Source organism: Helicobacter pylori (genome assembly GCF_017594925.1).
In the GTDB taxonomy this organism is placed as follows: domain Bacteria; phylum Campylobacterota; class Campylobacteria; order Campylobacterales; family Helicobacteraceae; genus Helicobacter; species Helicobacter pylori_DP.
The window spans coordinates 57,883-81,821 of the sequence record NZ_JAALNT010000001.1; the positions used below are offsets into that span (position 1 = coordinate 57,883).

The following is a 23,939-nucleotide window of genomic DNA, read 5'->3' on the forward strand; positions in this document are numbered from 1 at the left end:
TTTTTAATCGCTTTTTTCTACAAACAAAACAAAGAAACTTGATAAGGGGCTGTTTTTGAATAAGGGTAGTTGTCAATAAAGAATGAAAAAACCTTAGATCCTTTGGGCAAAATCTTTTCTTTAAAAATTTTTTCATAGCTTTTTTTGACAAACCATTTAAAAGCTCGCTCTTCTACAAAATTGTGAGGGTTTTTAAGGACTTCTAGGCGTAAAACGCATTTGTTTAGACTGAATTTGGAATGGTTTTTGACTCCCACTTGCAAAGAAAAGGCGTTGCTATAACTTAAAGGGTTAGCGTGCAAGATGCGCGTTTCTATGGGGTAAATCGCTTGAGTGAGTAAAATATTCAAAACAAAAGGCATGCTTAAAAACGTGCCAAAAAAAGCTGCTGTTGCTATATAACTAGCCCAACGGTTTCTCAAAAGCAGAGCCAAAAGGAGCAAAATCGCGCAAAAAAGGATTAAAACGCTCGCTGTTAAAACGCTAATTAAAGTCGCTTGGCTTAAAAATCCCTTAAAAGACTCTAAAAAAGCTTGAACAAAGGCAAGAGACGCCATGCGTTTTTAAGGCTCTTTACTCTCGGCAATGCTAGATTTAACCTTACTTTTAGTGTCAATCCAAATGTTAGGCACAGCCCCACCTGGAGTGAGCATGATTTGAGCGTTGTTGTTCGTTTTTAACGCTTCATTAAACTGGCCTTGAACTTCAATCTGTCGTAATCTTAAAAGCTTGTCGCTCAAGCTTTGTGAAATGCTCAAATTAGCTTGAGATTTCGCCTTAGCCTCAATCACGATCGCATCCGCCACGCCTTGAGCCTTAATCCTGTTAGCGTCCGCTTCCCCTTTAGCCAGAGCGGCTTGTTTTTGAGCTTCTTGCTTGGAGCGCTCCACCTCGTATTTCACCCTTTCTGATTCTTGGCGCGCGATTTGGACTTTTTCAATCTGCTCTTTGATCTTAGCGGGCAAGACGATTTCTCTCAATTGGATAGAGCTTAATTCCACAGGGGTGTTGGGGAGCTTAGAAACTTCTTTATTGATACCGCTATTGATAAGAGCGGCGATTTCATTGCGCTTAATAGGTAAATCTTCAGCCGGATAGCGCCCCACGACAGAGCGCACCACATCGCGCACCACAGGGTTGATGATCTTTTGCTCCCAAGACAAGCCATAAGTAGCGATCGTTTGGGGGGTGGTTTGGGGGTTTAGGCGGTATTGCACGGTGAGCTCAATAGAAACGGTCAAACCCCTACTATCCATCACGTTAATGGCGTCGTTTCTAAAAATCCCTTGGTTTTTACCCGCCACGCCCATGTCCTCGGTGCGTGAAAAATTGATATTCCTGATCCTTGTATCTACAATGAGAATGTCTTGAATGATAGGCACAAAAAAGTGGATTCCTGGCTGTAAGGGGGTGGGTTCGTATTTCCCGGCGGTGATTTTAATGCCAATTTCTCCTGAGCTAATCACTTCAAAAGGCTTGGCTAAAAAAGCGATAACGCCCAAAAGGACAATGACAATTAAAACCGATAGTTTTTTAGAATTAAAAGAGTTAGACGGCGGGATGAAGCGCCCCCCATTATTAGGCGTGTTGGGCGTTGGGTTCTCTCTTTGAGAATTTTTCTTTTTTAAATGTTCGTTCAAATCAATGGGCATGAATTTCCTTTTTAAATATTTTAACGGCGTTTGGGTTTTTTAGAATGGTGGTTCGTTTTAGAGCCTTTTTCTCTGTAATGGCCCTTTTTGAAAGAACGCGCTGGCTCATGCGGGTGCGTTTTTTTGTTAGGGGTTTTTGGCGTTTTTTCTTTAGGGTTTTGAATCGCATCAATTTCTTGCTGGTTCAAGCCGATTTTGCTGGTTTCAAACTGCAAACTCAAAAGTTTTAAAACCAATTGAGACGGCTCAAAAATTTCGGTAAGCTGTTCATAAAGGCTGATGATCCCTTCAGACACTTTAGCGTCATGCAAGGTTTTGATGATCTGATTTTCGTTAATGGTGGGGATTTCAAAAAGTTCAATCTCTGAATCAATTTCTTTTTGCATGCGTAAAAGCTCTTTGTATTCTAAAGGGGTTACTAAAGTGATCGCCATGCCTTTTTTGCCCGCTCGCCCGGTTCTTCCAATGCGGTGGATATAGCTCTCGGTGTTTAGGGGCAAATGGTAATTAAACACATGACTTACACCGCTAATATCTAGCCCACGGCTCGCCACATCCGTAGCCACCAACACATCAGCGTCATTTTTTTTAAACGCCATGATAGAAGAGCGGCGATCCCTTTGATCCATATCCCCATGCAAGGCGGTGCTTTTGTAATTTTTAGAAGCAAGGAATTGGTGCAATTCATCGGATTCTTTTTTGGTGCGCGTGAAAACAATGCTTTTTTTGGGCGCTTGGGTGTCTAAAAGGCGCATGATCGCTTCAGCCCTCTCATGCTCATTGATCACATAAAAGCGTTGGGTGATGTCGGTGTTAGTGATATTAGAAGGAGCGATATGGATTTTAATAGGGTTTTCTAAAATTTTATCCGCTAGTCTTTTAATCGGCTCTGGCATCGTGGCTGAAAAAAGTAAAATCTGCGCTTTGCTAGGAAGGTAGTCAAAAATCTCTTCAATATCGTCTAAAAACCCCATATCCAGCATTTCATCGCTTTCATCTAAAACGACCACTTTAGGCACAAATTTATGGATGCGCTCGTTCTTTAAATGATCCAACAACCTTCCTGGTGTAGCGATCATCACTTGGGGGTTTTTCTTAATGAATTCGCATTGTTTTTTAACGCTCTGGCCTCCATACACGCACACGGTTTTAGTCCTGGTGTGTTTGCCCAATTTAAAAATCTCGTCGCTAATTTGCATGGCTAATTCTCTGGTGGGCGTGATCACTAAGGCCTCTATGGTGTGGTTGTTTTTAAGGTTGTTGATAATGGGCAGAGCGAAAGCGGCGGTTTTTCCTGTGCCTGTTTGGGCTTGCGCGATGACATCTCGGCCTTGCAAAACAGCCGGAATGGCCTTTTCTTGAATGGGGCTTGGGGAAGTGAAGCCGGCTTCATAAACGGATTTTAAAACCGATTCTTTTAAGCCCAAATCATTAAAACTCGACTTATGATAAGCGTCATCATCAATTTCTGTAGAGAGTGGTGGTTGATTCAATTCCATGGGAGATTCATACCTCAATTTAATTTGAAACTTTATAAAAAGCTAATAAAAGGCTAAAATTAAAATCTTTGATTTAAAGTTTATAAGATTTTTGAGTATAGCATAAAAATGCGCTCAATTAAGTTTAAAGTTTTTATAAAAGGCTTATGCTAAAATAATTAGAATTTAAGGAATAAAGAAAGGGTTTGATTGAAACGGGTGTTTTTGTGGCTTATTTTTGTATTAGCTTTCCACAAGCTTTTGGCCGAAAAAATAGGCGATATAGCGAGCGTGGTGGGCGTAAGGGATAACCAGCTGATTGGCTATGGGCTTGTGATTGGCTTAAATGGCACAGGGGATAAATCCGGCTCAAAATTCACCATGCAATCCATTTCTAACATGCTAGAGAGCGTGAATGTCAAGATCTCTGCAGATGATATTAAATCTAAAAATGTCGCTGCCGTGATGATTACAGCCTCCTTGCCCCCCTTTGCAAGACAGGGCGATAAGATTGATATTCACATTTCTTCTATTGGCGATGCGAAATCCATTCAAGGAGGGACTTTGGTGATGACCCCTTTAAATGCGGTAGATGGGAATATTTACGCCCTCGCTCAAGGGGCTATCGTTTCGGGTAATTCTAGTAATTTGCTCTCAGCCAATATCATCAACGGGGCGACTATTGAAAGGGAAGTTTCGTATGATTTGTTCCATAAAAACGCCATGACTTTAAGCCTAAAAAACCCTAATTTTAAAAACGCTATCCAAGTGCAAAACACTTTAAATAAAGTATTTGGCAATAAAGTAGCCATAGCGCTAGATCCAAAAACCATTCAAATCACTCGCCCAGAGCGTCTTTCTATGGTGGAGTTTTTAGCTTTAGTGCAAGAAATCCCCATTAACTACAGCGCGAAAAATAAGATCATTGTAGATGAAAAATCAGGCACGATCGTTTCGGGAGTGGATATAATCGTGCATCCTATAGTGGTTACAAGCCAAGACATCACGCTCAAAATCACTAAAGAGCCTTTAAATGATTCCAAAAACGCGCAGGATTTAGACAATAACATGTCCTTAGACACCGCTCACAACACGCTGAGCTCTAACGGGAAAAGCATCACCATTGCCGGGGTGGTAAAAGCCTTACAAAAAATTGGCGTGAGCGCTAAGGGGATGGTTTCAATCTTGCAGGCCCTAAAAAAAAGCGGCGCGATTAGCGCTGAAATGGAGATACTATGATAAACAACAATAAAGCCATGCTAGAGCAATACAACGTTTCTAAATTAGCGAGCGAAGAGAAATTAAAAGTGCTAGCTCAAAATAAAAACGACAAGCTCCTCAAAGAACAAACCGATTCTTTTGAAGCGTTGCTTTTAAAATTCATGCTGGATAGTGCTATGAAAATGGATAACCCCTTGTATCCTAAAGCCCCAGGCGATGAGATTTACACATCCATGTATAAGGACACCCTTTCTAAAGAATTGAGCGGGAATTTTGGTTATAGCGAAATGCTGTTTAATTTCTTAAAAGAGCAAGAAAAACAAAAACCATGAAAAAATCCAAGCGCTTAAAACGCCCTTATTTAAAGCGTTCCCATTTGAAACACTCTGATAAGGCTTCTTCTTTCAAGGGGTTGTTAGAAAACGAAAATAATGTGATTTCATTAGAAAATTTTAAACCCAAAGAGAGCGAAGATTTATTAGAAAATTTTTCCAACAAAAAAGACATGCAAGAATTGCTAGGGCTTTTAAACCAATTCATTTTACAAAGCTACAAGGTGGAAAAGGAATTTAAGGATTATAAAGCCCTTTATGAATGGGTCATAGAGATTTTACCGCAAGCCATTTGGGTGGTGAATGAAAACGGGAGCTTTTTTTATAAAAATTCTTTAGCCAATCAAAGCCATGAGGTGTTCAATAAGGCTAAATTAGAAAATTTTAACACTGAAATTGAACATGAAAATAAAAGCTATTTAGTCCAGCAAAACAGCATTCAAGGCAAGCAAATCATCACCGCAACCGATATTAGCGCTCAAAAACGCCAAGAGCGGCTCGCTTCTATGGGGAAAATTTCAGCGCATTTAGCCCATGAGATCAGAAACCCTGTAGGCTCTATCTCTCTTTTAGCTTCGGTGTTATTAAAGCATGCGAACGAAAAGACTAAGCCCATTGTTGTGGAATTGCAAAAAGCTTTATGGCGCGTGGAAAGAATCATTAAAGCCACCTTGCTTTTTTCTAAAGGCATTCAAGCCAACCGCACCAAGCAGAGTTTAAAAACGCTAGAGAGCGATCTCAAAGAAGCCCTAAATTGCTACACTTACTCTAAAGACATTGATTTTCTTTTTAATTTTAGCGACGAAGAAGGGTTTTTTGACTTTGATTTAATGGGGATTGTGTTGCAAAATTTCTTGTATAACGCCATTGATGCGATTGAAGCCTTAGAAGAGAGCGAACAGGGGCAGGTGAAGATTGAAGCGTTCATTCAAAATGAATTTATCGTCTTCACCATTATTGATAATGGTAAGGAAGTGGAAAACAAAAGCGCTTTATTTGAGCCTTTTGAAACCACCAAATTAAAGGGTAATGGCCTAGGGTTAGCCCTGTCTTTACAAGTCGTTAAGGCCCATGAAGGGAGCATTGCACTATTAGAAAATCAAGAAAAAACCTTTGAAATTAAAATTCTTAACGCTTCTTAATTTGGATAATTATCCCCCCTTAAAAAATGAGTTTTACGATAAAACAAAATTTTAAAAAGATTAAAGAATATTAAATTGAATAGAGTTTATCAATATTTGACAAAAATAAGATCAAAAAAATTTTTCATTAACTCTTTTGGTGTAGGATAGCGATCAAGGTTTTTATGAAAATAAAAGCCTAAAACAATTTTAAAAAAAAGGACTTTTGATGAAAACATTTGAAATTTTAAAACATTTGCAAGCGGATGCGATCGTGTTGTTTATGAAAGTGCATAACTTCCATTGGAATGTGAAAGGCACCGATTTTTTCAATGTGCATAAAGCCACTGAAGAAATTTATGAAGAATTTGCGGACATGTTTGATGATCTCGCTGAAAGGATTGTTCAATTAGGACACCACCCCTTAGTCACTTTATCTGAAGCGCTCAAGCTCACTCGTGTTAAAGAAGAAACTAAAACAAGCTTCCACTCTAAAGACATCTTTAAAGAAATTCTAGGCGATTACAAACACCTAGAAAAAGAATTTAAAGAGCTTTCTAACACCGCTGAAAAAGAAGGCGATAAAGTCACCGTAACTTATGCGGACGATCAATTGGCCAAGTTGCAAAAATCCATTTGGATGCTAGAAGCCCATTTGGCTTAAGCTATCAAAAAGAAGCCCAGCATGAGAGATTACAGCGAGCTTGAAATTTTTGAGGGAAACCCCTTAGACAAGTGGAATGACATTATTTTTCATGCGAGCAGAAAGCTTTCTAAAAAAGAGCTAGAAAGGCTTTTAGAGCTTTTGGCTCTTTTGGAAACTTTTATAGAAAAAGAAGACTTGGAAGAAAAGTTTGAATCTTTCGCTAAAGCTTTAAGAATGGATGAAGAGTTGCAACAAAAAATAGAGAGTAGAAAAACAGACATTGTGATCCAATCCATGGCGAATATTCTTAGCGAGAATGAATGAGCTTATCCGCTATGGCTTGATATTCCTCTTTTTTTTAGAAGCGTTTGGGCTTGATTATGGGATAGATAAAACGCTAGAATTAAAAAAAGATGAAGTCTTTAAAGCGATCATCAAAGACACTTCAAATGAACAAACCAAAGAAATCACGCTCTATTGGACGCTATATGCAAATAAAGGTTTAGTCATCAACATGCGTTTTAACCATTTCCCTTACCAGTTTATTTTATACACCGATCATGCGAGAAACACCTATAACCTTAAAGTTTTTGAAGAAAAATTTTCTTCTAACAGCACTCTGTCGCTTGTGTTTAAAGATTTTAAAGAAGATAAAGCCACTTTAAAGCTTTTAGCCCTTATGCCCCTTGTTTTTTCCCCTAAAGAGCCTTGAGGAATTTGCATGCAAGAAAAACAACTTCAAGCCATTCAAAACAAAATCGCTTCTTGGATCAAAGAAATAGAAAGCGGCTTTATAGATGCATTGTTTTCTAAGATCGGTCCTTCAAAAATGCTGCGCTCCAAACTCATGCTCGCTTTATTAGACGAAAAAACAGACGCTATTTTATTGGATAAAGCATTCAATTTGTGCGCGATTGTGGAAATGATACAGACCGCTTCTTTATTGCATGATGATGTGATTGATAAGGCGACCATGCGCCGAAAGCTCCCCAGCATTAACGCTCTTTTTGGCAATTTTAACGCCGTGATGCTTGGGGATGTGTTTTATTCTAAAGCTTTTTTTGAATTGTCTAAAATGGGCGAATCCATCGCTCAAATCCTCTCTAATGCGGTTTTAAGGCTCTCTAGGGGCGAGATTGAAGACGTGTTTGTGGGGGAATGTTTTAATAGTGACAAACAAAAATACTGGCGTATTTTAGAAGACAAGACCGCCCATTTCATAGAAGCGAGCTTAAAAAGCATGGCGATTCTTTTAAATAAAGACGCCAAAATGTATGCGGATTTTGGGTTGCATTTTGGCATGGCGTTTCAAATCATTGATGATTTGTTAGACATCACTCAAGACGCCAAAACTCTAGGCAAGCCCAATTTTAGCGATTTTAAAGAGGGCAAGACCACTTTACCCTACTTGCTTTTATATGAAAAATTAAATCAGCATGAACAAGGGCTTTTAATTTCCTATTTCAAACAAGATAGCCATGAAATCATAGAATGGACTAAGGAAAAATTCAAGCAACATGGTATCATAGAAGAAACCCTTAAGATCGCTCAAGTTTATTCTAAAAAGGCCCTTGAAGCCATTAAAGGGGAAAACAATTTGATTTTAGAAAAACTAGCGCAAGATGTCATTTATAGGACTTTTTAATGGAGTTAGAAACTCATTTGTCAAAATATTTCACCCTAGCCTTTACGCATAAAAGCATGAGCTTAGAAATGCGAGAAAAACTCGCTATCAATTCGAGCGCAACGCTTAAAGAATTTTTACAAACCATTAAAACCCACTGCCCTAACATCAAAGAGTGCATGGTGTTATCCACATGCAATCGCTTTGAAATCTATGCGAGCCTGAAACACGGCGCTAATACTCATGAGCAAAAAAGCGCGTTATTAAAAATCCTGGCTCAAAATAAAAAAATGAGCGTGTCTGATTTAGAAAAATGCGTTTTAATCAATACTGATGAAAGCGCGGTCCATCATGTCTTTAGCGTGTGCAGCAGTTTGGATAGCCTAGTGGTGGGGGAAACTCAAATCACAGGGCAGATGAAAAACGCCTATAAATTCGCCTTTGAAGAGAAATTTTGCTCCAAAGATTTAACCCGATTGCTCCATTTTGCTTTCAAATGCGCTGCTAAAGTGCGCAATTTAACCGGCATTTCCAAGCAAGGGGTCTCCATCTCTTCAGTGGCGGTCAAAGAAGCGCTTAATATTTTTGAAAAAGAAAGGATTAAGGATAAAAAAGCCCTTGTGATAGGGCTTGGCGAGATAGCTCAATTAGTCATCAAGCACCTTTTAAACAAGCAATTTAAAGCGCTTATTTTAGGGCGTAATGTGGCTAAATTTGAAGATTTTGTCAAAGGATTAGAAGAGCCTAAAAAAGTGAGCTTTCAAAATATAGAAAATTTAAACGCTTATATCAATGAATACGAACTGCTTTTTTGCGCCACTTCTTCGCCGCATTTTATCGTGCAAAATCGCATGTTAAAAGAAACGATTTTCAGGCGTTTTTGGTTTGATTTAGCCGTGCCACGAAATATTGAAAAGCCCGTATTGGATAATATTTTCTTATACAGCGTGGATGATTTAGAGCCTATGGTGAGGGAAAATGTGGGAAACAGGCAAGAAAGCCGGACGAAAGCTTATGAGATTGTAGGGCTTGCCACAATGGAGTTTTACCAATGGATCCAAAGTTTAGAAGTAGAGCCTTTGATTAAGGATTTAAGGGAATTGGCTAGGATTTCAGCCCAAAAGGAATTGCAAAAGGCGCTCAAAAAACGCTATGTGCCTAAAGAATACGAAAGCAATATTGAAAAGATCTTGCACAACGCTTTCAACACTTTTTTACACCACCCCACCATCGCCTTAAAAAAGAACGCTCAAAAAGAAGAATCCGATGTGCTTGTGGGCGCGATTAAAAACCTGTTTAATTTAGACAAATCTAGTGCTAATCATGTCCAGAATTTGAATCTCTATAAATGCGAATATTACGAGGAATAATGCATGCTATTTTCAAAACTTTTTGCCCCCACTCTCAAAGAACCCCCAAAAGATGCCGTGTTAAAAAGCCATAAGCACTTAGCTCAAGCAGGATACATTTATCAAGTAGGCAGCGGGATTTATAATTTTTTGCCCTTAGCTAAAAAAGTGCTAGACAAGATAGAAAACATCACGCACAAACGCATGCAAGAGCATGGGGCGCAAAATATTTTAATGAGTTTTGTGGTTTTGGCGAGTTTGTGGGAAAAATCAGGCCGTTTGGATAAATACGGCAAGGAATTATTGGTTTTTAAAGACCGCAAAGACAATGATTTTGTTTTAAGCCCCACTTTAGAAGAAAATATCACCGAAATTGCCGCTAATTTCATTAAAAGTTACAAGCAATTGCCCGTCCATCTCTATCAAATCCACACGAAATTCCGTGATGAAATCCGCCCGAGATTTGGGCTAGTGAGAGCGAGGGAATTTATCATGAAAGATGGTTATAGCTTTCATGAAGACGCTGAGAGCTTGGATAAGGAATTTTTAAACACGCAAAGCGCTTATAAAGAGATTTTAAGCGATTTGGGTTTGGATTTTCGCATTGTGGAAGCGGATAGCGGGGCGATCGGGGGGAGTAAAAGCAGGGAATTTGTCGTTTTAACCGAATGCGGGGAAGACACGATCGTGGTGTGTCAAAATTGCGATTATGCCGCCAACATTGAAATCGCTAAACGCTCTAAAAGACCTGAGCCTTTAAATGTCCCAAAAGCGCAATTAGCGAAATTCCCTACCCCTAATACCACCAGCGCTCAAAGCGTGGCGGAATTTTTCAAAACAGAGCCTTATTTTGTTTTAAAAGCGCTTGTTAAAAAAGTGATCCATAAAGATAAAGAAACCCTAGCGTGCTTTTTTGTTAGGGGCGATGACAATTTAGAAGAGACTAAAGCCCTAAACGCCTTGAACATTATAGGGGCGAACGCTTTGGAATTAAGAGAAGCCAATGAAGAAGATTTAAACCACGCAGGGCTAATAGCGGGCTTTATAGGGCCTTATGGCTTGAAAAAGCATGTTTCTTATATTATTTTTGATGAAGATTTAAAAGATAGCGATTGCTTGATCGTTGGGGCTAATGAAAAGGATTTTCATGCGGTGGGCGTGGATTTAAAAGGGTTTGAAAACCTTGTTTATGCGGATATTGTCCAGGTTAAAGAAAGTGATCGTTGCCCTAATTGTCAAGGAGCGTTGAAATACCATAAGAGTTTGGAAGTGGGGCATATTTTCAAACTCGGGCAAGGCTATGCTAAAAGCTTGAAGGCGAGTTTCTTGGATAAAAATGGCAAAGAGCGGTTTTTTGAAATGGGGTGCTATGGGATAGGCATTAGCCGATTGCTCAGCGCGATTTTAGAGCAAAAAAGCGATGATCTAGGCTGTGTGTGGACGAAAAATACCGCCCCTTTTGATGTGGTGATCGTGGTTTCTAACCTGAAAGATGAAGCGCAAAAAAAACTCGCTTTTGAAGTGTATGAAAGGCTGTTCCAAAAGGGCGTTGATGTGCTGTTAGATGACAGAGACGCTCGTTTTGGGGCGAAGATGAGGGATTTTGAATTGATTGGGGAACGATTAGCCTTGATTGTTGGGAAGCAAACTTTAGAGAGCAAGGAATTTGAATGCGTCAAACGGGCTAATTTAGAAAAACAAACGATCAAAGACACCGAATTAGAAGAAAAAATTTTAGAAATGTTAGAGAGCGAATAAGGGGGAGGGAATGGGAAAATTAGTGATTGGCTCTAGGGGGAGCGAACTGGCCTTATGGCAAGCGAATCACATTAAAGAACGCCTGAAAAAAGAATGCTCTATGGAAAGCGAGATTCAAATCGTTAAAACCACTGGCGATAAGATTTTAGACGCGCCTTTAAATAAGATTGGCGGTAAGGGGCTATTCACTAAGGAATTGGAAGAACTGCTTTTAAAAGGCGAAATTGATTTGGCGGTGCATTCTTTAAAAGATGTGCCGGTCGTGTTTGAAGAGGGGTTAGACTTGGCATGCATCACCAAAAGGGCTGATGTGAGGGACACTTTTTTGAGCGTGAAATTCCCTGATTTGATGAGTTTGCCTAAAGGAGCCAAGGTTGGCACAACTTCTTTAAGGCGCTCCATGCAAATCAAACTGAAGCGTCAGGATCTAGACACAGAAAGCTTAAGGGGGAATGTCCAAACCCGTTTGAAAAAGCTTGAATGCGGAGAATTTGACGCTATCATTTTGGCTGAAGCGGGGTTAGGGCGTTTAAACGTTCAAGGGGCGAAATACCGCAAGGCTTTTAGCGTAAAAGAAATGATTCCCAGCATGGGTCAAGGGGCTTTAGGGGTAGAAATGCTCAAAAACCACAAGCATTTTATTACGCTTCAAAAACTCAACGATGAAGAAAGCGCATTTTGCTGCCATTTAGAAAGGGAGTTTATTAAGGGGCTTAATGGAGGGTGTCAAATCCCTGTGGGCGTGCATGCGAGTTTAATGGGTGATAGGGTTAAAATCCAGGCGGTTTTAGGCTTGCCTAACGGGAAAGAAGTCATCACTAAAGAAAAGCGAGGGGATAAGACTAAGGCGTTTGATTTAGTGCAAGAGCTTTTAGAAGAATTTTTGCAAAGCGGGGCCAAAGAGATTTTAGAAAAGGCGCAGTTGTTTTAATGCGTTTGTTTATCGCGCTAATTATCAGTTTATTGAATTTAGGCGCTAAAGAAGCGGATTTCATCTCTGATTTTGAATACGGGATGGCTCTTTATAAAAACCCTAGGGGTGTTGCGTGCGCGAAATGCCATGGCATTAAAGGCGAACAACAAGAAATCACTTTTTATTATGAAAAAGGCGAAAAAAAAATCCTCTACGCCCCTAAAATCAACCATTTAGATTTTAAAACCTTTAAAGACGCCTTGAGTTTGGGCAAAGGCATGATGCCTAAATACAATCTCAATTTAGAAGAAATCCAAGCGATTTACCTTTATATCACCTCTTTAGAGCATAAAGAAGAGCATAAGGAACCTTTTAAGCCTTAATCAAAGCGCTTGATTTATGCTAAAATGGAGCGTTGCATTTTTTGTTTTGATTAAAGAAGGGTTCTAAAAATCAGAATTTAAAAGAAGGTAAAAATGAGTGTCAAAATTTTAAAAATATTAGTTTGTGGGTTATTTTTTTTGAATGCCCATTTATGGGGGAAACAAGACAATAGTTTTTTGGGGATTGCTGAAAGAGCCTATAAAAGCGGGAATTATTCTAAAGCCACATCTTATTTTAAAAAAGCATGCAACGATGGGGTGAGTGAAGGTTGCACGCAATTAGGAATCATTTATGAAAACGGGCAAGGCACTAGAATAGATTATAAAAAAGCCCTAGAATATTATAAAACCGCATGCCAGGCTGATGATAGGGAAGGGTGTTTTGGTTTAGGGGGGCTTTATGATGAGGGGTTAGGCACAACTCAAAATTATCAAGAAGCCATTGACGCTTACGCTAAAGCGTGCGTTTTAAAACACCCTGAGAGTTGCTACAATTTAGGCATTATTTATGATAGAAAAATCAAAGGCAATGCCGATCAAGCGGTTACCTACTACCAAAAAAGCTGTAATTTTGATATGGCTAAGGGGTGTTATGTTTTAGGCGTGGCTTATGAAAAAGGCTTTTTAGAAGTCAAACAAAGCAACCATAAAGCCGTCATCTATTATTTGAAAGCATGCCGATTGGATGATGGGCAGGCTTGCCGTGCGTTAGGGAGTTTGTTTGAAAATGGCGATGCAGGGCTTGATGAAGATTTTGAAGTGGCGTTTGATTATTTGCAAAAAGCTTGCGGGTTAAACAATTCTGGTGGTTGCGCGAGTTTAGGCTCTATGTATATGTTAGGCAGGTATGTCAAAAAAGATCCCCAAAAGGCTTTTGATTATTTCAAACAAGCATGCGATATGGGGAGCGCGGTGAGTTGCTCTAGGATGGGCTTTATGTATTCGCAAGGGGACACTGTTCCAAAAGACTTGAGGAAAGCCCTTGATAATTATGAAAGGGGTTGCGATATGGGCGATGAAGTGGGTTGCTTCGCTCTAGCGGGCATGTATTACAACATGAAAGATAAAGAAAACGCCATAATGATTTATGACAAGGGCTGTAAGCTAGGCATGAAACAAGCATGCGAAAACCTCACCAAACTTAGGGGGTATTGAAAATTTAACCAATCCCCTAAATTATGTTTAACTCAAAACTTTTCAAAGATTTGGCTCTGTTTTAAGAGCTAAAGCAGAAAGCCCCCCTATTAATTTTTAATCTTTAGTGTTTTTAGGGTTTTGTCTATTTTCAAAAAGAAAACTTTTTGAATGTTTTTTGCGGTTGTTTGGTTGTGTTTGTTAGCGTGTTTTTATAGTATAAATTTTTGTTAGGTTAGCTTGAAGTGGGTTTTAGGTTTAAAAGTCCTATAAAAATGTTTTAGCGTGTTTTTGCGCTATGGGATAGATATGCGTTTGGTTGTGTTTTTCAATGGCTTTAATTTATGGCTTTGCGTGTTGCTATTATAAGCACGCTACAAACACGAATCACACGATAATAGAGTGGTATGCATGTGCTATAAAAAGACTTGATAAAAATAACGAAAAATAGTTAAATTTCAAGCGTTCTTTTAAAAATTGTTGTTAGGTGAGACAGATAAAAACGCTTTTAGTTTAAAGATAGGTGCGAGTTTTAAGGGTTTTTTGTGTTGGTTTAGTTATTCTTTAATTTTTTAAAAAATAGGGTTTTTAAAACTCATAAAAGGATAAGGGGTATTTTGAAATCATTCCCCTACAACCCCCTTTTTTAAAATCCCCCTAATCCCCTAAGAACGCCTTATGAGAAATTATCGCTTACGCAAGCTTTTTTATTTTGGTTGTCAAAACACCCAAAGGCCTTTTTTAGATTTCATAACCAATATCCAAAACAAAGCTGATATTTTAAAACCTACAAAGACCAGTAGATCGCTCCAAAGAAAACGATACTCCCTATCAAAACGCTTATAAACATGCGTTTAGTGTCCTTAAAAGCCACCATTAAAAACGCGCTCAAGTAAAACAGCAATAAAAACACACAGAAAATCCCCAAAAGTGCTTGAAACACGATACCCACCTTAGCCTTATGCAGCATGATGAGCGCGCCTAAAAAGCCCCTTTCAATGGTTTTGATTTTTGTTTGAGCGCCTTTAGTTTCAAGGTTGATTTCATACAAAGGCGTGCCAATGATTAACGCTCCTCTATGCTCTCTAGGCTCTATCTTTTTAGGCATAGCGATATGGTTTTCTTTTATAAAGTCTTTTAAAAAATCCAATCGTTCTTCTTTTTTTAAGGATTTTTCTAAAACCCACTCTTTGATAGTAGCGCCAGTGTCTTGGCGCACCCCAAAGAGCAATGCAAGCCCGCTAACCGCAAAAAGAAGCGCCAAAGGGAAGAAAAAAGTGGTCGCATAAATGTGAAAATAACGCATCATTGCAGTCATTACTGCAACCTGTGGCTCACGAATTTAGAAAAATTATCCAAAATTAACCCCCCTTTTCTAAACCCTAGCGCGCAAGATTCATAAGCAAAAAACACATTAGGCTGATAATACAACCCGTTATGCGAATTAAGCTCGTAAAACTCTTGATAAACGGGTTTGTGGTTAGAATAAACGCCATCCGTTTTTAAAAGCGATTGCATGGAAGCTTCAAAGATTTCACTATTCGCCCCTTCCCTACCAAAAGCCACTTTTTTGATTTGCTTTTTATGGGTTAAAGGCTCATAACTCGTTTCTAGCAATAAGGGGTGGTTGGGGTATCTGTCCCATAAAAGTTTTAAAAAACGCTTGGATTGGAAAAGGATCGTATAAGCCGGGTTTAAAAAAATCGTGTTTTTATTTTCCATCATGCCTTGCATCAAAAGGGCTAATTCTGGCTCATCAATAGCGATATTTTCCCATGGGATCAGTTTGAATAAAAACTCATAATTCAAGCCGTTTTTAAACACGCCCTCTTCTATATTAAACTCTACTTCATCAATGTAAGAAAAATCCGTTTCAAACCCCACGCTCTGAGCAGCGTCTTGCAAAAAACGCATGGTGCGCTCTTCTTCAATATTCCCCCTAACGCTTGAAAAAAGGATTTTCCACCCCTCATACATTTCCTCAAAACGGCTCGTGTCTTCGCCTAAAGTTACCATGCGTTTAAAATTCTCGCCAAGCGCTTCATAAAGGTTATTGAATTGCTTGTTTTCATCATAGCCATTGGCTTTGAGTAACGCCCATTGGATCACCGCAGTTTCATAGAGCATGGTGGGGGTATCAGCGTTAAATTCCAATAATTTAATGGGCTTGCCATCAAGCCCCCCAGCTAAATCAAAACGCCCGTAAATATGCCAATGCACTTCTTCTTCAAAACTCTGTTTGATCATAGGAATGAGCGCGTTAGGAATATCCAATTCAAAAAAGCGATCGTTTTTAATGGCCTCTTCAGCCGTTTCTACAAACATGTCATAAAGCTCATTACAAGCGTCATAATAAGCGTCCGCTTCTTTTTGAGAAACAACCACCATTTCATCAGCGATATAAGATGACATGTCGTCATTCGTGTGCCAATCTAAGCCGATTTCTTCTAAGGTCTTATTGTCTAAAGGTTTTAAAGGAATCACTTGCATTTTTTAGCCTTAAATAGATTAAATTATGAGTTAAAGCCCCTTGTCCCAGAGCTTACCGCCGGCGAGCTAGTAGGCCTACTAGAGCCAAAAAACCCGCTCTGTCCCCTACTCGCTCCGCCCATGCTTGAAGCGCTAGGTGCGCTTTTAGAAAAAGAATTTTGAGAGCGTTGGTAAGCTTGTGGGGATTTGTAGGTCCGTTGGGCGTTTTGCTGATAATTAGGGTTATTGAAAAGCTTATTGCCAATATAACTCCCTAAAATCGCCCCCGCTGCGCTCCCTAAAATCGCGCTCCCCAAGCCAAAGCCTGAGCTTTCATTACTCCCTCCATTATTAGGCTGGATAAGCTTGCTCGTGCCGTTGTCAATTTTGGCTTCTTCTTCTTTGATGAGCTTTTGAATCTCTTCATTACTAAGCACTCGTTCATTGCCTTGCAAATCGCGCACTATAATGTGGGTTCTTGAGCTAGGGTATTCTTCAACAACCTTGTAAGATTTATCCTTTTGCTCTTCTAAAATCACAAATGCACCTTTTTGAACGCTTTGACTTAGAGAGCTTTGCTCTTTTTGTTTGTCATCGGCATTGCTCTTACACCCCACAATGCTCACCATCACTAACGCACTCAAACCACCCACGATCGCATAATCAGAAATTTTTCTGTAGGGTTTTTTCATGAGAGTAACCTTATATCATGCCTTATAATGATACAAGAAAGGCACACCCTTAATCACGCCAGATTCAAAAATCTTTTTAGTGGTATTTTCCACTTTAGTGCGTAAATCTTCAGGCTCTTTTTGAGCGTTAATATCGTATTGGGTGGAATAAATCTTTTCAAGAATAGAGATTTTATCTTCCACGCTCGCTCCCCTAGCCCTAGCTTTCGCCATTTCTTCTTGGATCAAAGCCGCCTTTTTAGCCGAATTGACCCCAAGCCACCCCACTACAACCATCCTCACGGTGTTTTCTTTCAAGTGATCCCTGAGTTTAGTGAGCTCTTTTTGGCAATGCGGGCACATGGGATCGGAAACAATATAAAGGATTTTATCCTTATTTGCAGCGTTAGTAGAGGGCAACTCTATCGCATAATCAGCCGGTATTTCATTAAAAATAGCGTTCAATTTCGCACTATTTTGTTGGGTGGCGTTAAGGGCTTGGATTTTTTGATTGGTTTCTGCGACTAATTGCACATCATCGCTTTTATTGCTAAAGAATATGTTGCTAAGCCCTATGACTAAATTACCATCCTTACTCACTACAAGCGGGATATTGTATTTAGTGTCCGGATCTTCTATTACGACCATTTTTAAATCCTGGCTGGATTTTAAAGGTTTGATTTCTAAAATACGCACCTTTTTATTGGTTTGTTTTTCAATCACGCTCACTAAATTATCCTGCATCCGTTTGTCATTAGCTGAAACTGAATGTTTAGGGGCTGCCCCTAAGCCTACAAGAAGTAACGCGCTCAACACACTCGCTCTTAATATCATTAAAACTCCTAAAATTCAATAGCCTAAATCCTTACAACAAAAGGAATAAGCTTTTAATGGGTATAATACCATAAAATCCCCTATTTTGGCTTAAAAAGGTTTAAAGATGATTATCATTCCTGCTAGGTTAAAATCCAGTCGTTTTGAAAATAAAGTGCTAGAAGATATTTTTGGCTTGCCTATGGTAGTCCGTTGCGCTAAAAATGCAAATCTTGTAGATGAATGCGTAGTCGCTTGCGATGATGAAGGCATCATGCAAACATGCCAAAAATTCCACATTAAAGCGGTGCTAACCTCCAAACACCATAATAGCGGCACAGAACGCTGTTTGGAAGCGGCGCGAATTTTAGGGTTAAAAAACGATGAAAGGGTTTTAAACTTGCAAGGCGATGAGCCTTTTTTAGAAAAAGAAGTCATTTTAGACTTATTAGAAGCCACCCAAAACGCCCCTTTCATGGCGACTTGCGCTAAAGTCATTGATGAAGAGCAAGCCAAAAGCCCTAATTTAGTCAAGGTGGTTTTAGATCATCAAAATAACGCCTTGTATTTTTCGCGCTCCCTTATCCCCTTTTTACGAGATTTTGATATGAAACGCCAAACCCCCCTTTTAGGGCATATCGGTATTTATGGCTTCCACAATAAAGAAAGATTAGAAGAATTATGCGCTTTAAAACCTTGCGCTTTAGAGGAAATAGAAAAATTAGAGCAATTAAGGGCTTTGTATTACCAAAAAAAGATTGCAGTAAAAATCGTTCAAAGTAAAAGCATAGGCATTGACACCCAAGAAGATTTGCAAAACGCTTTAAAGATTTTTAGCCCCAATCTCCTTGAGAGATAAATTTAAAAAAGCACTCAAAACATTTTTCACCATTAAAAAACCTCTTTTTAAATCCAAAAAAAAAGCAAAATTTCTTAATTTTTGCTCAATTTTATTAAAAATTCAATAAATTTATGGCATACTTCAAACGAATTGTAAATAAAGTTTCAATTTGATACGATTTTACAAATAAAACATTACTTTAAGGAACATTTTATGAAAAAAACGATTTTACTTTCTCTTATGGTTTCATCGCTCCTTGCTGAAAATGACGGCGTTTTTATGAGCGTGGGCTACCAAATCGGCGAAGCGGTTCAACAAGTGAAAAACACCGGCGAAATCCAAAAAGTCTCCAACGCTTACGAAAATTTAAACAATCTTTTAACCCGCTATAACGAACTCAAACAAACGGCCTCTAACACCAATTCAAGCACTACTCAAGCGATTAATAATCTAAAAGAGAGCGCCAGCAGATTAAAAACAACCCCTAATAGCGCTAAAGAAGCCGTGTCCTCAGCGCTCAGCTCTGCGGTGGGCATGTGGCAAGTGGTAGCCTCTAATTTAGCCAATAACTCGCTATCTACTAGCGAATACGACAAAATCAATGCGATTTCTCAATTGCTCCAAAATACCCTAGAAAATAAAAACAATAATCTCAATATTAAAAATGACTATGAACATCTTTTAACTCAAGCTGGCACCATTATTAATACCCTTCAAAGCCAATGCCCAAGCGTAGATGGGGGCAATGGCAAACCATGGGGCATTAATGCAAGCGGGAACGCATGCGCTATTTTTGGCAACACCTTTAGTGCCATCAATAGCATGATTGATAGCGCTAAAAAAGCCGCTGCAGAAGCCCGAAGAACTAGCCCAGAAAGTCCAAACCAACAAAGCGCGTTTAACAACGCTGATTTCAATAAAAACCTCAATCAAGTCTCAAGCGTTATCAATGACACCATCTCTTACCTCAAAGGGGATAATTTAGAAACCATCTACAACACCCTTCAAAAAACGCCTAATTCTAAAGGGTTTCACAGTTTGGTGAGCCGATCTAGCTATAGTTATTCTCTCAACGAAACCCAATATTCTCAATTCCAAACCACCACCAAAGAGTTTGGCCATAACCCTTTTAGAAGCGTGGGATTGATTAATTCTCAAAGCAATAACGGGGCGATGAATGGCGTGGGCGTGCAATTAGGCTATAAGCAATTCTTTGGGAAAAATAAATTTTTTGGGATCCGGTATTATGGCTTTTTTGATTACAACTATGCGTATATCAAATCCAACTTTTTTAACTCCGCTTCCAATGTTTTCACTTATGGCGCGGGCAGTGATCTTTTATTGAACTTCATCAATGGCGGATCCGATCGAAACCGCAAAGTCTCTTTTGGTATTTTTGGGGGCATCGCATTAGCAGGAACGACATGGCTTAATAACCAATCTGCGAATTTAAAAATCACCAATAGCGCCTACAGCGCTAAGATCAACAACACCAATTTCCAATTCTTATTCAACACCGGTTTAAGGCTTCAAGGGATCCATCATGGCATTGAATTAGGCGTGAAAATCCCCACGATCAACACCAATTACTATTCTTTCATGGGCGCTAAATTAACCTACCGAAGACTTTATAGCGTGTATCTCAATTATGTTTTGGCTTATTGATATTAAATCGGTTCTCATTACTAATGAGAACAAAGCCAACTTTTTGGCTCTCAAGTGAATAATGGCATCATTTTACTTGACTTTTTACAAAAAACACACTAAAATTTCTTTTTGTTTTTGAGCGAAATTCCAGATTAGCTCAGCGGTAGAGTAGGCGGCTGTTAACCGCTTGGTCGTAGGTTCGAATCCTACATCTGGAGCCATATCTCTAGCTATCCAACTTTTTAAAATAAAACTTCACGCAATCCCTTTGGATTTGATCCATAACGCATTGACTAACACCCCCACCACAACCCCTATCGCTAAATTATGCGTGTATAAAACCACCGCCACGACTAAGAGCATGTTCAGCGTGTCATAGAGCTTGATTTTTTTAATGTTAATAACGGATTGGAAATTAAAAGTGGTGAAAGAAATCATCACCATCACCGCCACAACCGCCACAATAGGGATCTTAACCACGTATTCATTAAACACTAATATCAGCACCATTAAAGAAAAGCCGGCAAAAAAAGTAGAAAGCCTTGTTTTGGCCCCGGATTTTGCGTTGATGATAGACTGCCCCACTAAAGCGCACCCTGTCATTCCCCCTAAAAGCCCTGAGATGATATTCCCCAAGCCTTGCGCTTTAGTTTCTTTATTCTTATCGCTCACGCCATCTTTTAAAATCACGTCTAAAGTTTTAGCGGTCAATAAGCTTTCTATCGTTCCCACTAGCGCTAAAGAAAGAGCGTAAGGCAACAACTCTATCATTATTTTAAAATCCAAATTTTTGGGGATAATGATGAAATGAAAGCCTGAAACCCCTTGCTCAATGCTCCCCAAATTCGGCGCATGCATATCAAAAATTAAAGCGATCGCGCTCACTGCAAGGATACAAATCAGATTAGAGGGGATTTTTTTAGTGATTAAAGGGAAGAGGTAAATAATCAATATTCCAATAGCGAGCAAGATAAACACCCCCAAATTTTGGTTTTGAAGGAATTTGAATTGCTCTGTTAAAAGCAAAATGCCTAGCGCGTTCACAAAGCCATACATCACTGATTGGGGGATAAATCTTAAAAGATTCCCTATTTTCAAATAGCCTAAAAGAATTTGCAATATTCCTGCCATAAGAGTCGCCACGCCCGCGTATTCAAGCCCATAATTTTTAACCACACCCACTAAAATGAGCGCCACTGAGCCAGCCGCTGCGCTAATCATCGCCTTTCTAGCCCCAAAAAAAGACAAAACAAAAGCCATGTAAAAGGTCGTATAAAACGCTACGCCCACATCTAAACCCACCATGATCGCAAAGCCAGCGGTCTCTGGGATCACAGAAAGCCCCACCACAAAACCAGACAGCAAATCTTTTTGAATGTTGCTCAGCCATTCTTTTTGTATCTTTTCAAACATGCCACTCTTTTCAATTCAAATCGCTTTCATTATAACCAAAGGTTTAAAAACCAATTTCAAACCGGATAAAATCCCTTTTCTGTAAATCAAGCTATATGATATTTTATTGTAAAAAATACTTAAAATTGTTTTTTTTTTTTTTCAAAATATAAATTTTAAGTTAAGAATAAGCATTTTATGGTAAAATGGCGAAATTTCATAAACATGACTATCATGGGAATGCGAAACCAACAAAAATCTAATAAAAGGAAAAACATGAAAATCAAAAAATCCCTCTTACTCTCTCTTTCTCTCATGGCTTCATTATCAAGGGCTGAAGATGACGGATTTTACATGAGCGTGGGCTATCAGATCGGCGAAGCGGTTCAACAAGTGAAAAACACAGGAGCGTTGCAAAATCTTGCGGACAAATACGATAATTTGAGCAACCTTTTAAACCAATACAATTACTTAAATTCCTTAGTCAATCTAGCCAGCACGCCTAGCGCTATCACGGGTGCGATTGACAATCTAAGCTCAAGCGCGATCAACCTCACTAGCGCTACCACCACTTCCCCCGCCTATCAAGCTGTGGCTTTAGCGCTCAATGCGGCTGTTGGCATGTGGCAAGTCATAGCCTTTGGTATCAGCTGTGGTCCTGGTCCCAATCTTGGCACAGATCATTTAGAAAATGGGGGCGTTCGATCGTTTAGTAACACGCCAAACTACAGCTACAGCACTAATAGCGGAACGACCACCACCACTTGCAATGGAGCTAGCAATGTAGGGCCAAATGGTATCCTATCTAGTAGTGAATACCAGACTCTCAATACCGCTTATCAAACTATCCAAACCGCTTTAAACCAAAGTCAAGGGGGTGGAATGCCTGCCTTGAATGGCTCTAAAAATATGGTAGTCAATATCAATCAAACTTTCACAAGAAACCCTACCACAGAATACACTTACCCTGATGGGAATGGCAATTATTATTCAGGCGGATCATCAATTCCAATCCAGCTAAAAATTAGCAGCGTCAATGACGCTGAAAACCTTTTGCAACAAGCCGCTACTATCATCAATGTCCTTACCACCCAAAACCCGCATGTGAATGGTGGCGGTGGGGCATGGGGGTTTAGCGGCAAGACCGGGACTGTGATGGATATTTTTGGCCCTTCTTTTAACGCTATTAACGAAATGATTAAAAACGCTCAAACAGCCCTAGCAAAAACCAAACAGCTTAACGCTAACGAAAACACCCGAATCACGCAGCCAGACAATTTCAACCCCTACACTTCTAAAAATAAGCAATTCGCTCAAGAAATGCTCAATAGAGCTGAAGCTCAAGCAGAGATTTTAGGTTTAGCTAAGCAAGTTGCGGACAATTTCCACAGCATTCAAGGGCCTATCCAACAAGATCTAGAAGAATGCACCGCAGGATCGGCTGGTGTGATTAACGACAACACTTATGGTTCAGGCTGCGCGTTTGTGAAGGAAACTTTAAACTCTTTGGTGCAACACACCGCTTATTATGGCAATCAGGTCAATCAAGAGAAAGCTTTGGCTCAAACCATTTTGAATTTTAAAGAAGCCCTTAACACCCTGAATAAAGACTCTACAGCGATTAATAATGGTATCTCCAACTTGCCTAACGCTAAGTCTCTTCAAAACATGACGCATTCCACTCAAAACCCTAATTCCCCAGAAGGTTTGCTCACTTATTCTTTAAATGCAGACAAATACAACCAGCTCCAAACCACCACGCAAGAACTAGGCAAAAACCCTTTCAGGCGCTTTGGCATGATCAGTTCTCAAACCAATAACGGGGCGATGAACGGCATCGGCGTGCAAGTGGGCTATAAGCAATTCTTTGGCAAAAAAAGAAGGTGCGGGTTAAGGTATTATGGCTTTTTTGATTACAACCATGCATTCATTAAATCCAACTTTTTCAACTCCGCTTCTGATGTGTGGACTTATGGGGTGGGTATGGATGCGCTTTATAACTTCATCAACGATAAAAACACCAACTTTTTAGGCAAGAATAACAAGCTTTCTGTGGGGCTTTTTGGTGGCTTTGCGCTAGCCGGGACTTCATGGCTTAATTCCCAACAAGTGAATTTGACCATGATGAATGGCATTTATAACGCTAAGGTCAGCACTTCTAACTTCCAATTTTTGTTTGATTTAGGCTTGAGAATGAATCTCGCTAGGCCCAAGAAAAAAGACAGCGATCATGCCGCTCAGCATGGCATTGAACTAGGTTTTAAAATCCCTACGATCAACACAAGCTACTATTCTTTCATGGGCGCTAAACTAGAATACCGAAGGATGTATAGCCTTTTCCTCAATTATGTGTTTGCTTACTAAAAACCCTCTTTAAAAAAAGGGGTTTGTTTAAAAACGCTTGAAAGCCTTTTTAAAATTAAGCAGTAAAGAGCCTAGATAATCTCTTGCAACCGCTCCCAAGCGATAAAATTAAAGTAATCAAAACCCTATTT

The 23,939-nt window shown here is 39.4% G+C and carries 23 protein-coding genes and 1 tRNA gene; 16 read left to right on the top strand and 8 right to left on the bottom strand.

Annotated features, from left to right (window positions below; translation table 11 throughout):
• Nucleotides 1–17: 17 nt before the first annotated feature.
• The 3 genes from G6069_RS00250 to G6069_RS00260 are packed head-to-tail and all read right to left on the bottom strand — an operon-like array spanning nucleotide 18 to nucleotide 3,151.
• Nucleotides 18–557 carry a DUF2393 domain-containing protein gene (locus G6069_RS00250; protein ID WP_197293014.1) on the bottom strand — a complete coding sequence of 180 codons (540 nt, stop codon included), beginning with the start codon at nucleotides 555–557 and terminating at the stop codon, nucleotides 18–20.
• 6 nt (nucleotides 558–563) lie between these two features.
• Nucleotides 564–1,652: a prohibitin family protein gene (locus G6069_RS00255; RefSeq protein ID WP_001121063.1), complete on the bottom strand. Its 1,089-nt coding sequence runs from the start codon at nucleotides 1,650–1,652 to the stop codon at nucleotides 564–566.
• 20 nt (nucleotides 1,653–1,672) lie between these two features.
• The gene (locus tag G6069_RS00260) at nucleotides 1,673–3,151 is read right to left on the bottom strand and encodes a DEAD/DEAH box helicase (RefSeq protein WP_197293015.1); all 1,479 of its coding nucleotides are present in this window, start codon (nucleotides 3,149–3,151) and stop codon (nucleotides 1,673–1,675) included.
• A gap of 189 nt (nucleotides 3,152–3,340) precedes the next feature.
• Between G6069_RS00260 and G6069_RS00265 the strand changes: the two genes are divergently transcribed.
• From G6069_RS00265 to hcpE, 12 genes are all read left to right on the top strand, one after another.
• A complete protein-coding gene (locus tag G6069_RS00265) occupies nucleotides 3,341–4,369 on the top strand; it encodes a flagellar basal body P-ring protein FlgI (protein WP_197293016.1) in 1,029 nt (342 codons plus the stop codon).
• Nucleotides 4,366–4,683 carry a hypothetical protein gene (locus G6069_RS00270; protein WP_058060392.1) on the top strand — a complete coding sequence of 106 codons (318 nt, stop codon included), beginning with the start codon at nucleotides 4,366–4,368 and terminating at the stop codon, nucleotides 4,681–4,683. The genes G6069_RS00265 and G6069_RS00270 overlap by 4 nt, the downstream gene beginning before the upstream one ends.
• Complete coding sequence (flgS, locus tag G6069_RS00275; RefSeq protein ID WP_197293017.1) at nucleotides 4,680–5,825, top strand: acid survival sensor histidine kinase; 1,146 nt, start codon at nucleotides 4,680–4,682, stop codon at nucleotides 5,823–5,825. Before G6069_RS00270 ends, flgS begins: the two co-directional genes overlap by 4 nt.
• A gap of 208 nt (nucleotides 5,826–6,033) precedes the next feature.
• The gene (gene dps / locus G6069_RS00280) at nucleotides 6,034–6,468 is read left to right on the top strand and encodes a DNA starvation/stationary phase protection protein (RefSeq protein WP_000846467.1); all 435 of its coding nucleotides are present in this window, start codon (nucleotides 6,034–6,036) and stop codon (nucleotides 6,466–6,468) included.
• 21 nt (nucleotides 6,469–6,489) lie between these two features.
• A complete protein-coding gene (locus G6069_RS00285) occupies nucleotides 6,490–6,774 on the top strand; it encodes a DUF2018 family protein (protein ID WP_033746512.1) in 285 nt (94 codons plus the stop codon).
• Nucleotides 6,767–7,162, top strand: a complete 396-nt coding sequence (locus tag G6069_RS00290) for a hypothetical protein (RefSeq protein ID WP_127982324.1) — start codon at nucleotides 6,767–6,769, stop codon at nucleotides 7,160–7,162. Before G6069_RS00285 ends, G6069_RS00290 begins: the two co-directional genes overlap by 8 nt.
• A 9-nt stretch (nucleotides 7,163–7,171) precedes the next feature.
• On the top strand, nucleotides 7,172–8,095 hold the full coding sequence (locus tag G6069_RS00295; RefSeq protein WP_097696396.1) for a polyprenyl synthetase family protein: 924 nt from the start codon (nucleotides 7,172–7,174) through the stop codon (nucleotides 8,093–8,095).
• Nucleotides 8,095–9,444, top strand: a complete 1,350-nt coding sequence (hemA, locus tag G6069_RS00300) for a glutamyl-tRNA reductase (RefSeq protein WP_197293018.1) — start codon at nucleotides 8,095–8,097, stop codon at nucleotides 9,442–9,444. Before G6069_RS00295 ends, hemA begins: the two co-directional genes overlap by 1 nt.
• Before the next feature lie 3 nt (nucleotides 9,445–9,447).
• Nucleotides 9,448–11,181: a proline--tRNA ligase gene (gene proS / locus G6069_RS00305; RefSeq protein WP_197293019.1), complete on the top strand. Its 1,734-nt coding sequence runs from the start codon at nucleotides 9,448–9,450 to the stop codon at nucleotides 11,179–11,181.
• A gap of 10 nt (nucleotides 11,182–11,191) precedes the next feature.
• Entirely contained in the window at nucleotides 11,192–12,112 is a 921-nt protein-coding gene (gene hemC, locus G6069_RS00310; RefSeq protein WP_197293020.1) for a hydroxymethylbilane synthase, read from the top strand.
• Complete coding sequence (locus G6069_RS00315) at nucleotides 12,112–12,477, top strand: c-type cytochrome (protein ID WP_197293021.1); 366 nt, start codon at nucleotides 12,112–12,114, stop codon at nucleotides 12,475–12,477. Before hemC ends, G6069_RS00315 begins: the two co-directional genes overlap by 1 nt.
• 93 nt (nucleotides 12,478–12,570) lie before the next feature.
• Entirely contained in the window at nucleotides 12,571–13,632 is a 1,062-nt protein-coding gene (hcpE, locus tag G6069_RS00320) for a Sel1-like repeat protein HcpE (protein WP_197293022.1), read from the top strand.
• A 766-nt stretch (nucleotides 13,633–14,398) separates the two neighbouring features.
• Here the strand turns inward: hcpE and G6069_RS00325 are convergent.
• Genes G6069_RS00325 through dsbK form a run of 4 tightly spaced genes read right to left on the bottom strand, consistent with a single transcriptional unit; the run spans nucleotide 14,399 to nucleotide 17,585 of the window.
• Entirely contained in the window at nucleotides 14,399–14,929 is a 531-nt protein-coding gene (locus G6069_RS00325) for a hypothetical protein (protein WP_197293023.1), read from the bottom strand.
• A complete protein-coding gene (locus G6069_RS00330) occupies nucleotides 14,929–16,101 on the bottom strand; it encodes a glutathionylspermidine synthase family protein (RefSeq protein ID WP_001197154.1) in 1,173 nt (390 codons plus the stop codon). The genes G6069_RS00325 and G6069_RS00330 overlap by 1 nt, the downstream gene beginning before the upstream one ends.
• A 23-nt stretch (nucleotides 16,102–16,124) precedes the next feature.
• Complete coding sequence (locus G6069_RS00335; protein ID WP_197293024.1) at nucleotides 16,125–16,772, bottom strand: UPF0323 family lipoprotein; 648 nt, start codon at nucleotides 16,770–16,772, stop codon at nucleotides 16,125–16,127.
• 15 nt (nucleotides 16,773–16,787) lie between these two features.
• Nucleotides 16,788–17,585 carry a protein disulfide-isomerase DsbK gene (gene dsbK, locus G6069_RS00340; RefSeq protein ID WP_022576982.1) on the bottom strand — a complete coding sequence of 266 codons (798 nt, stop codon included), beginning with the start codon at nucleotides 17,583–17,585 and terminating at the stop codon, nucleotides 16,788–16,790.
• Nucleotides 17,586–17,691: 106 nt separating this feature from the next.
• Here dsbK and kdsB point away from each other — a divergent pair, with 106 nt between their 5' ends.
• The 3 genes from kdsB to G6069_RS00355 all read left to right on the top strand — a co-directional run bounded on the left by kdsB (nucleotide 17,692) and on the right by G6069_RS00355 (nucleotide 20,273).
• A complete protein-coding gene (kdsB, locus tag G6069_RS00345; RefSeq protein ID WP_197293025.1) occupies nucleotides 17,692–18,423 on the top strand; it encodes a 3-deoxy-manno-octulosonate cytidylyltransferase in 732 nt (243 codons plus the stop codon).
• Between the two features lie 195 nt (nucleotides 18,424–18,618).
• Nucleotides 18,619–20,070: a porin HopA gene (gene hopA / locus G6069_RS00350; RefSeq protein ID WP_197293026.1), complete on the top strand. Its 1,452-nt coding sequence runs from the start codon at nucleotides 18,619–18,621 to the stop codon at nucleotides 20,068–20,070.
• A 128-nt stretch (nucleotides 20,071–20,198) separates the two neighbouring features.
• Nucleotides 20,199–20,273, top strand: a tRNA-Asn gene (locus G6069_RS00355).
• A gap of 34 nt (nucleotides 20,274–20,307) precedes the next feature.
• Here G6069_RS00355 and G6069_RS00360 read toward each other — a convergent pair.
• Nucleotides 20,308–21,465, bottom strand: coding sequence for a SulP family inorganic anion transporter (locus tag G6069_RS00360; RefSeq protein ID WP_197293027.1), 1,158 nt, complete (start codon nucleotides 21,463–21,465; stop codon nucleotides 20,308–20,310).
• A gap of 255 nt (nucleotides 21,466–21,720) precedes the next feature.
• Here G6069_RS00360 and sabA point away from each other — a divergent pair, with 255 nt between their 5' ends.
• Entirely contained in the window at nucleotides 21,721–23,808 is a 2,088-nt protein-coding gene (sabA, locus tag G6069_RS00365; protein ID WP_231627780.1) for a Hop family adhesin SabA/HopD, read from the top strand.
• Nucleotides 23,809–23,939: the final 131 nt, after the last annotated feature.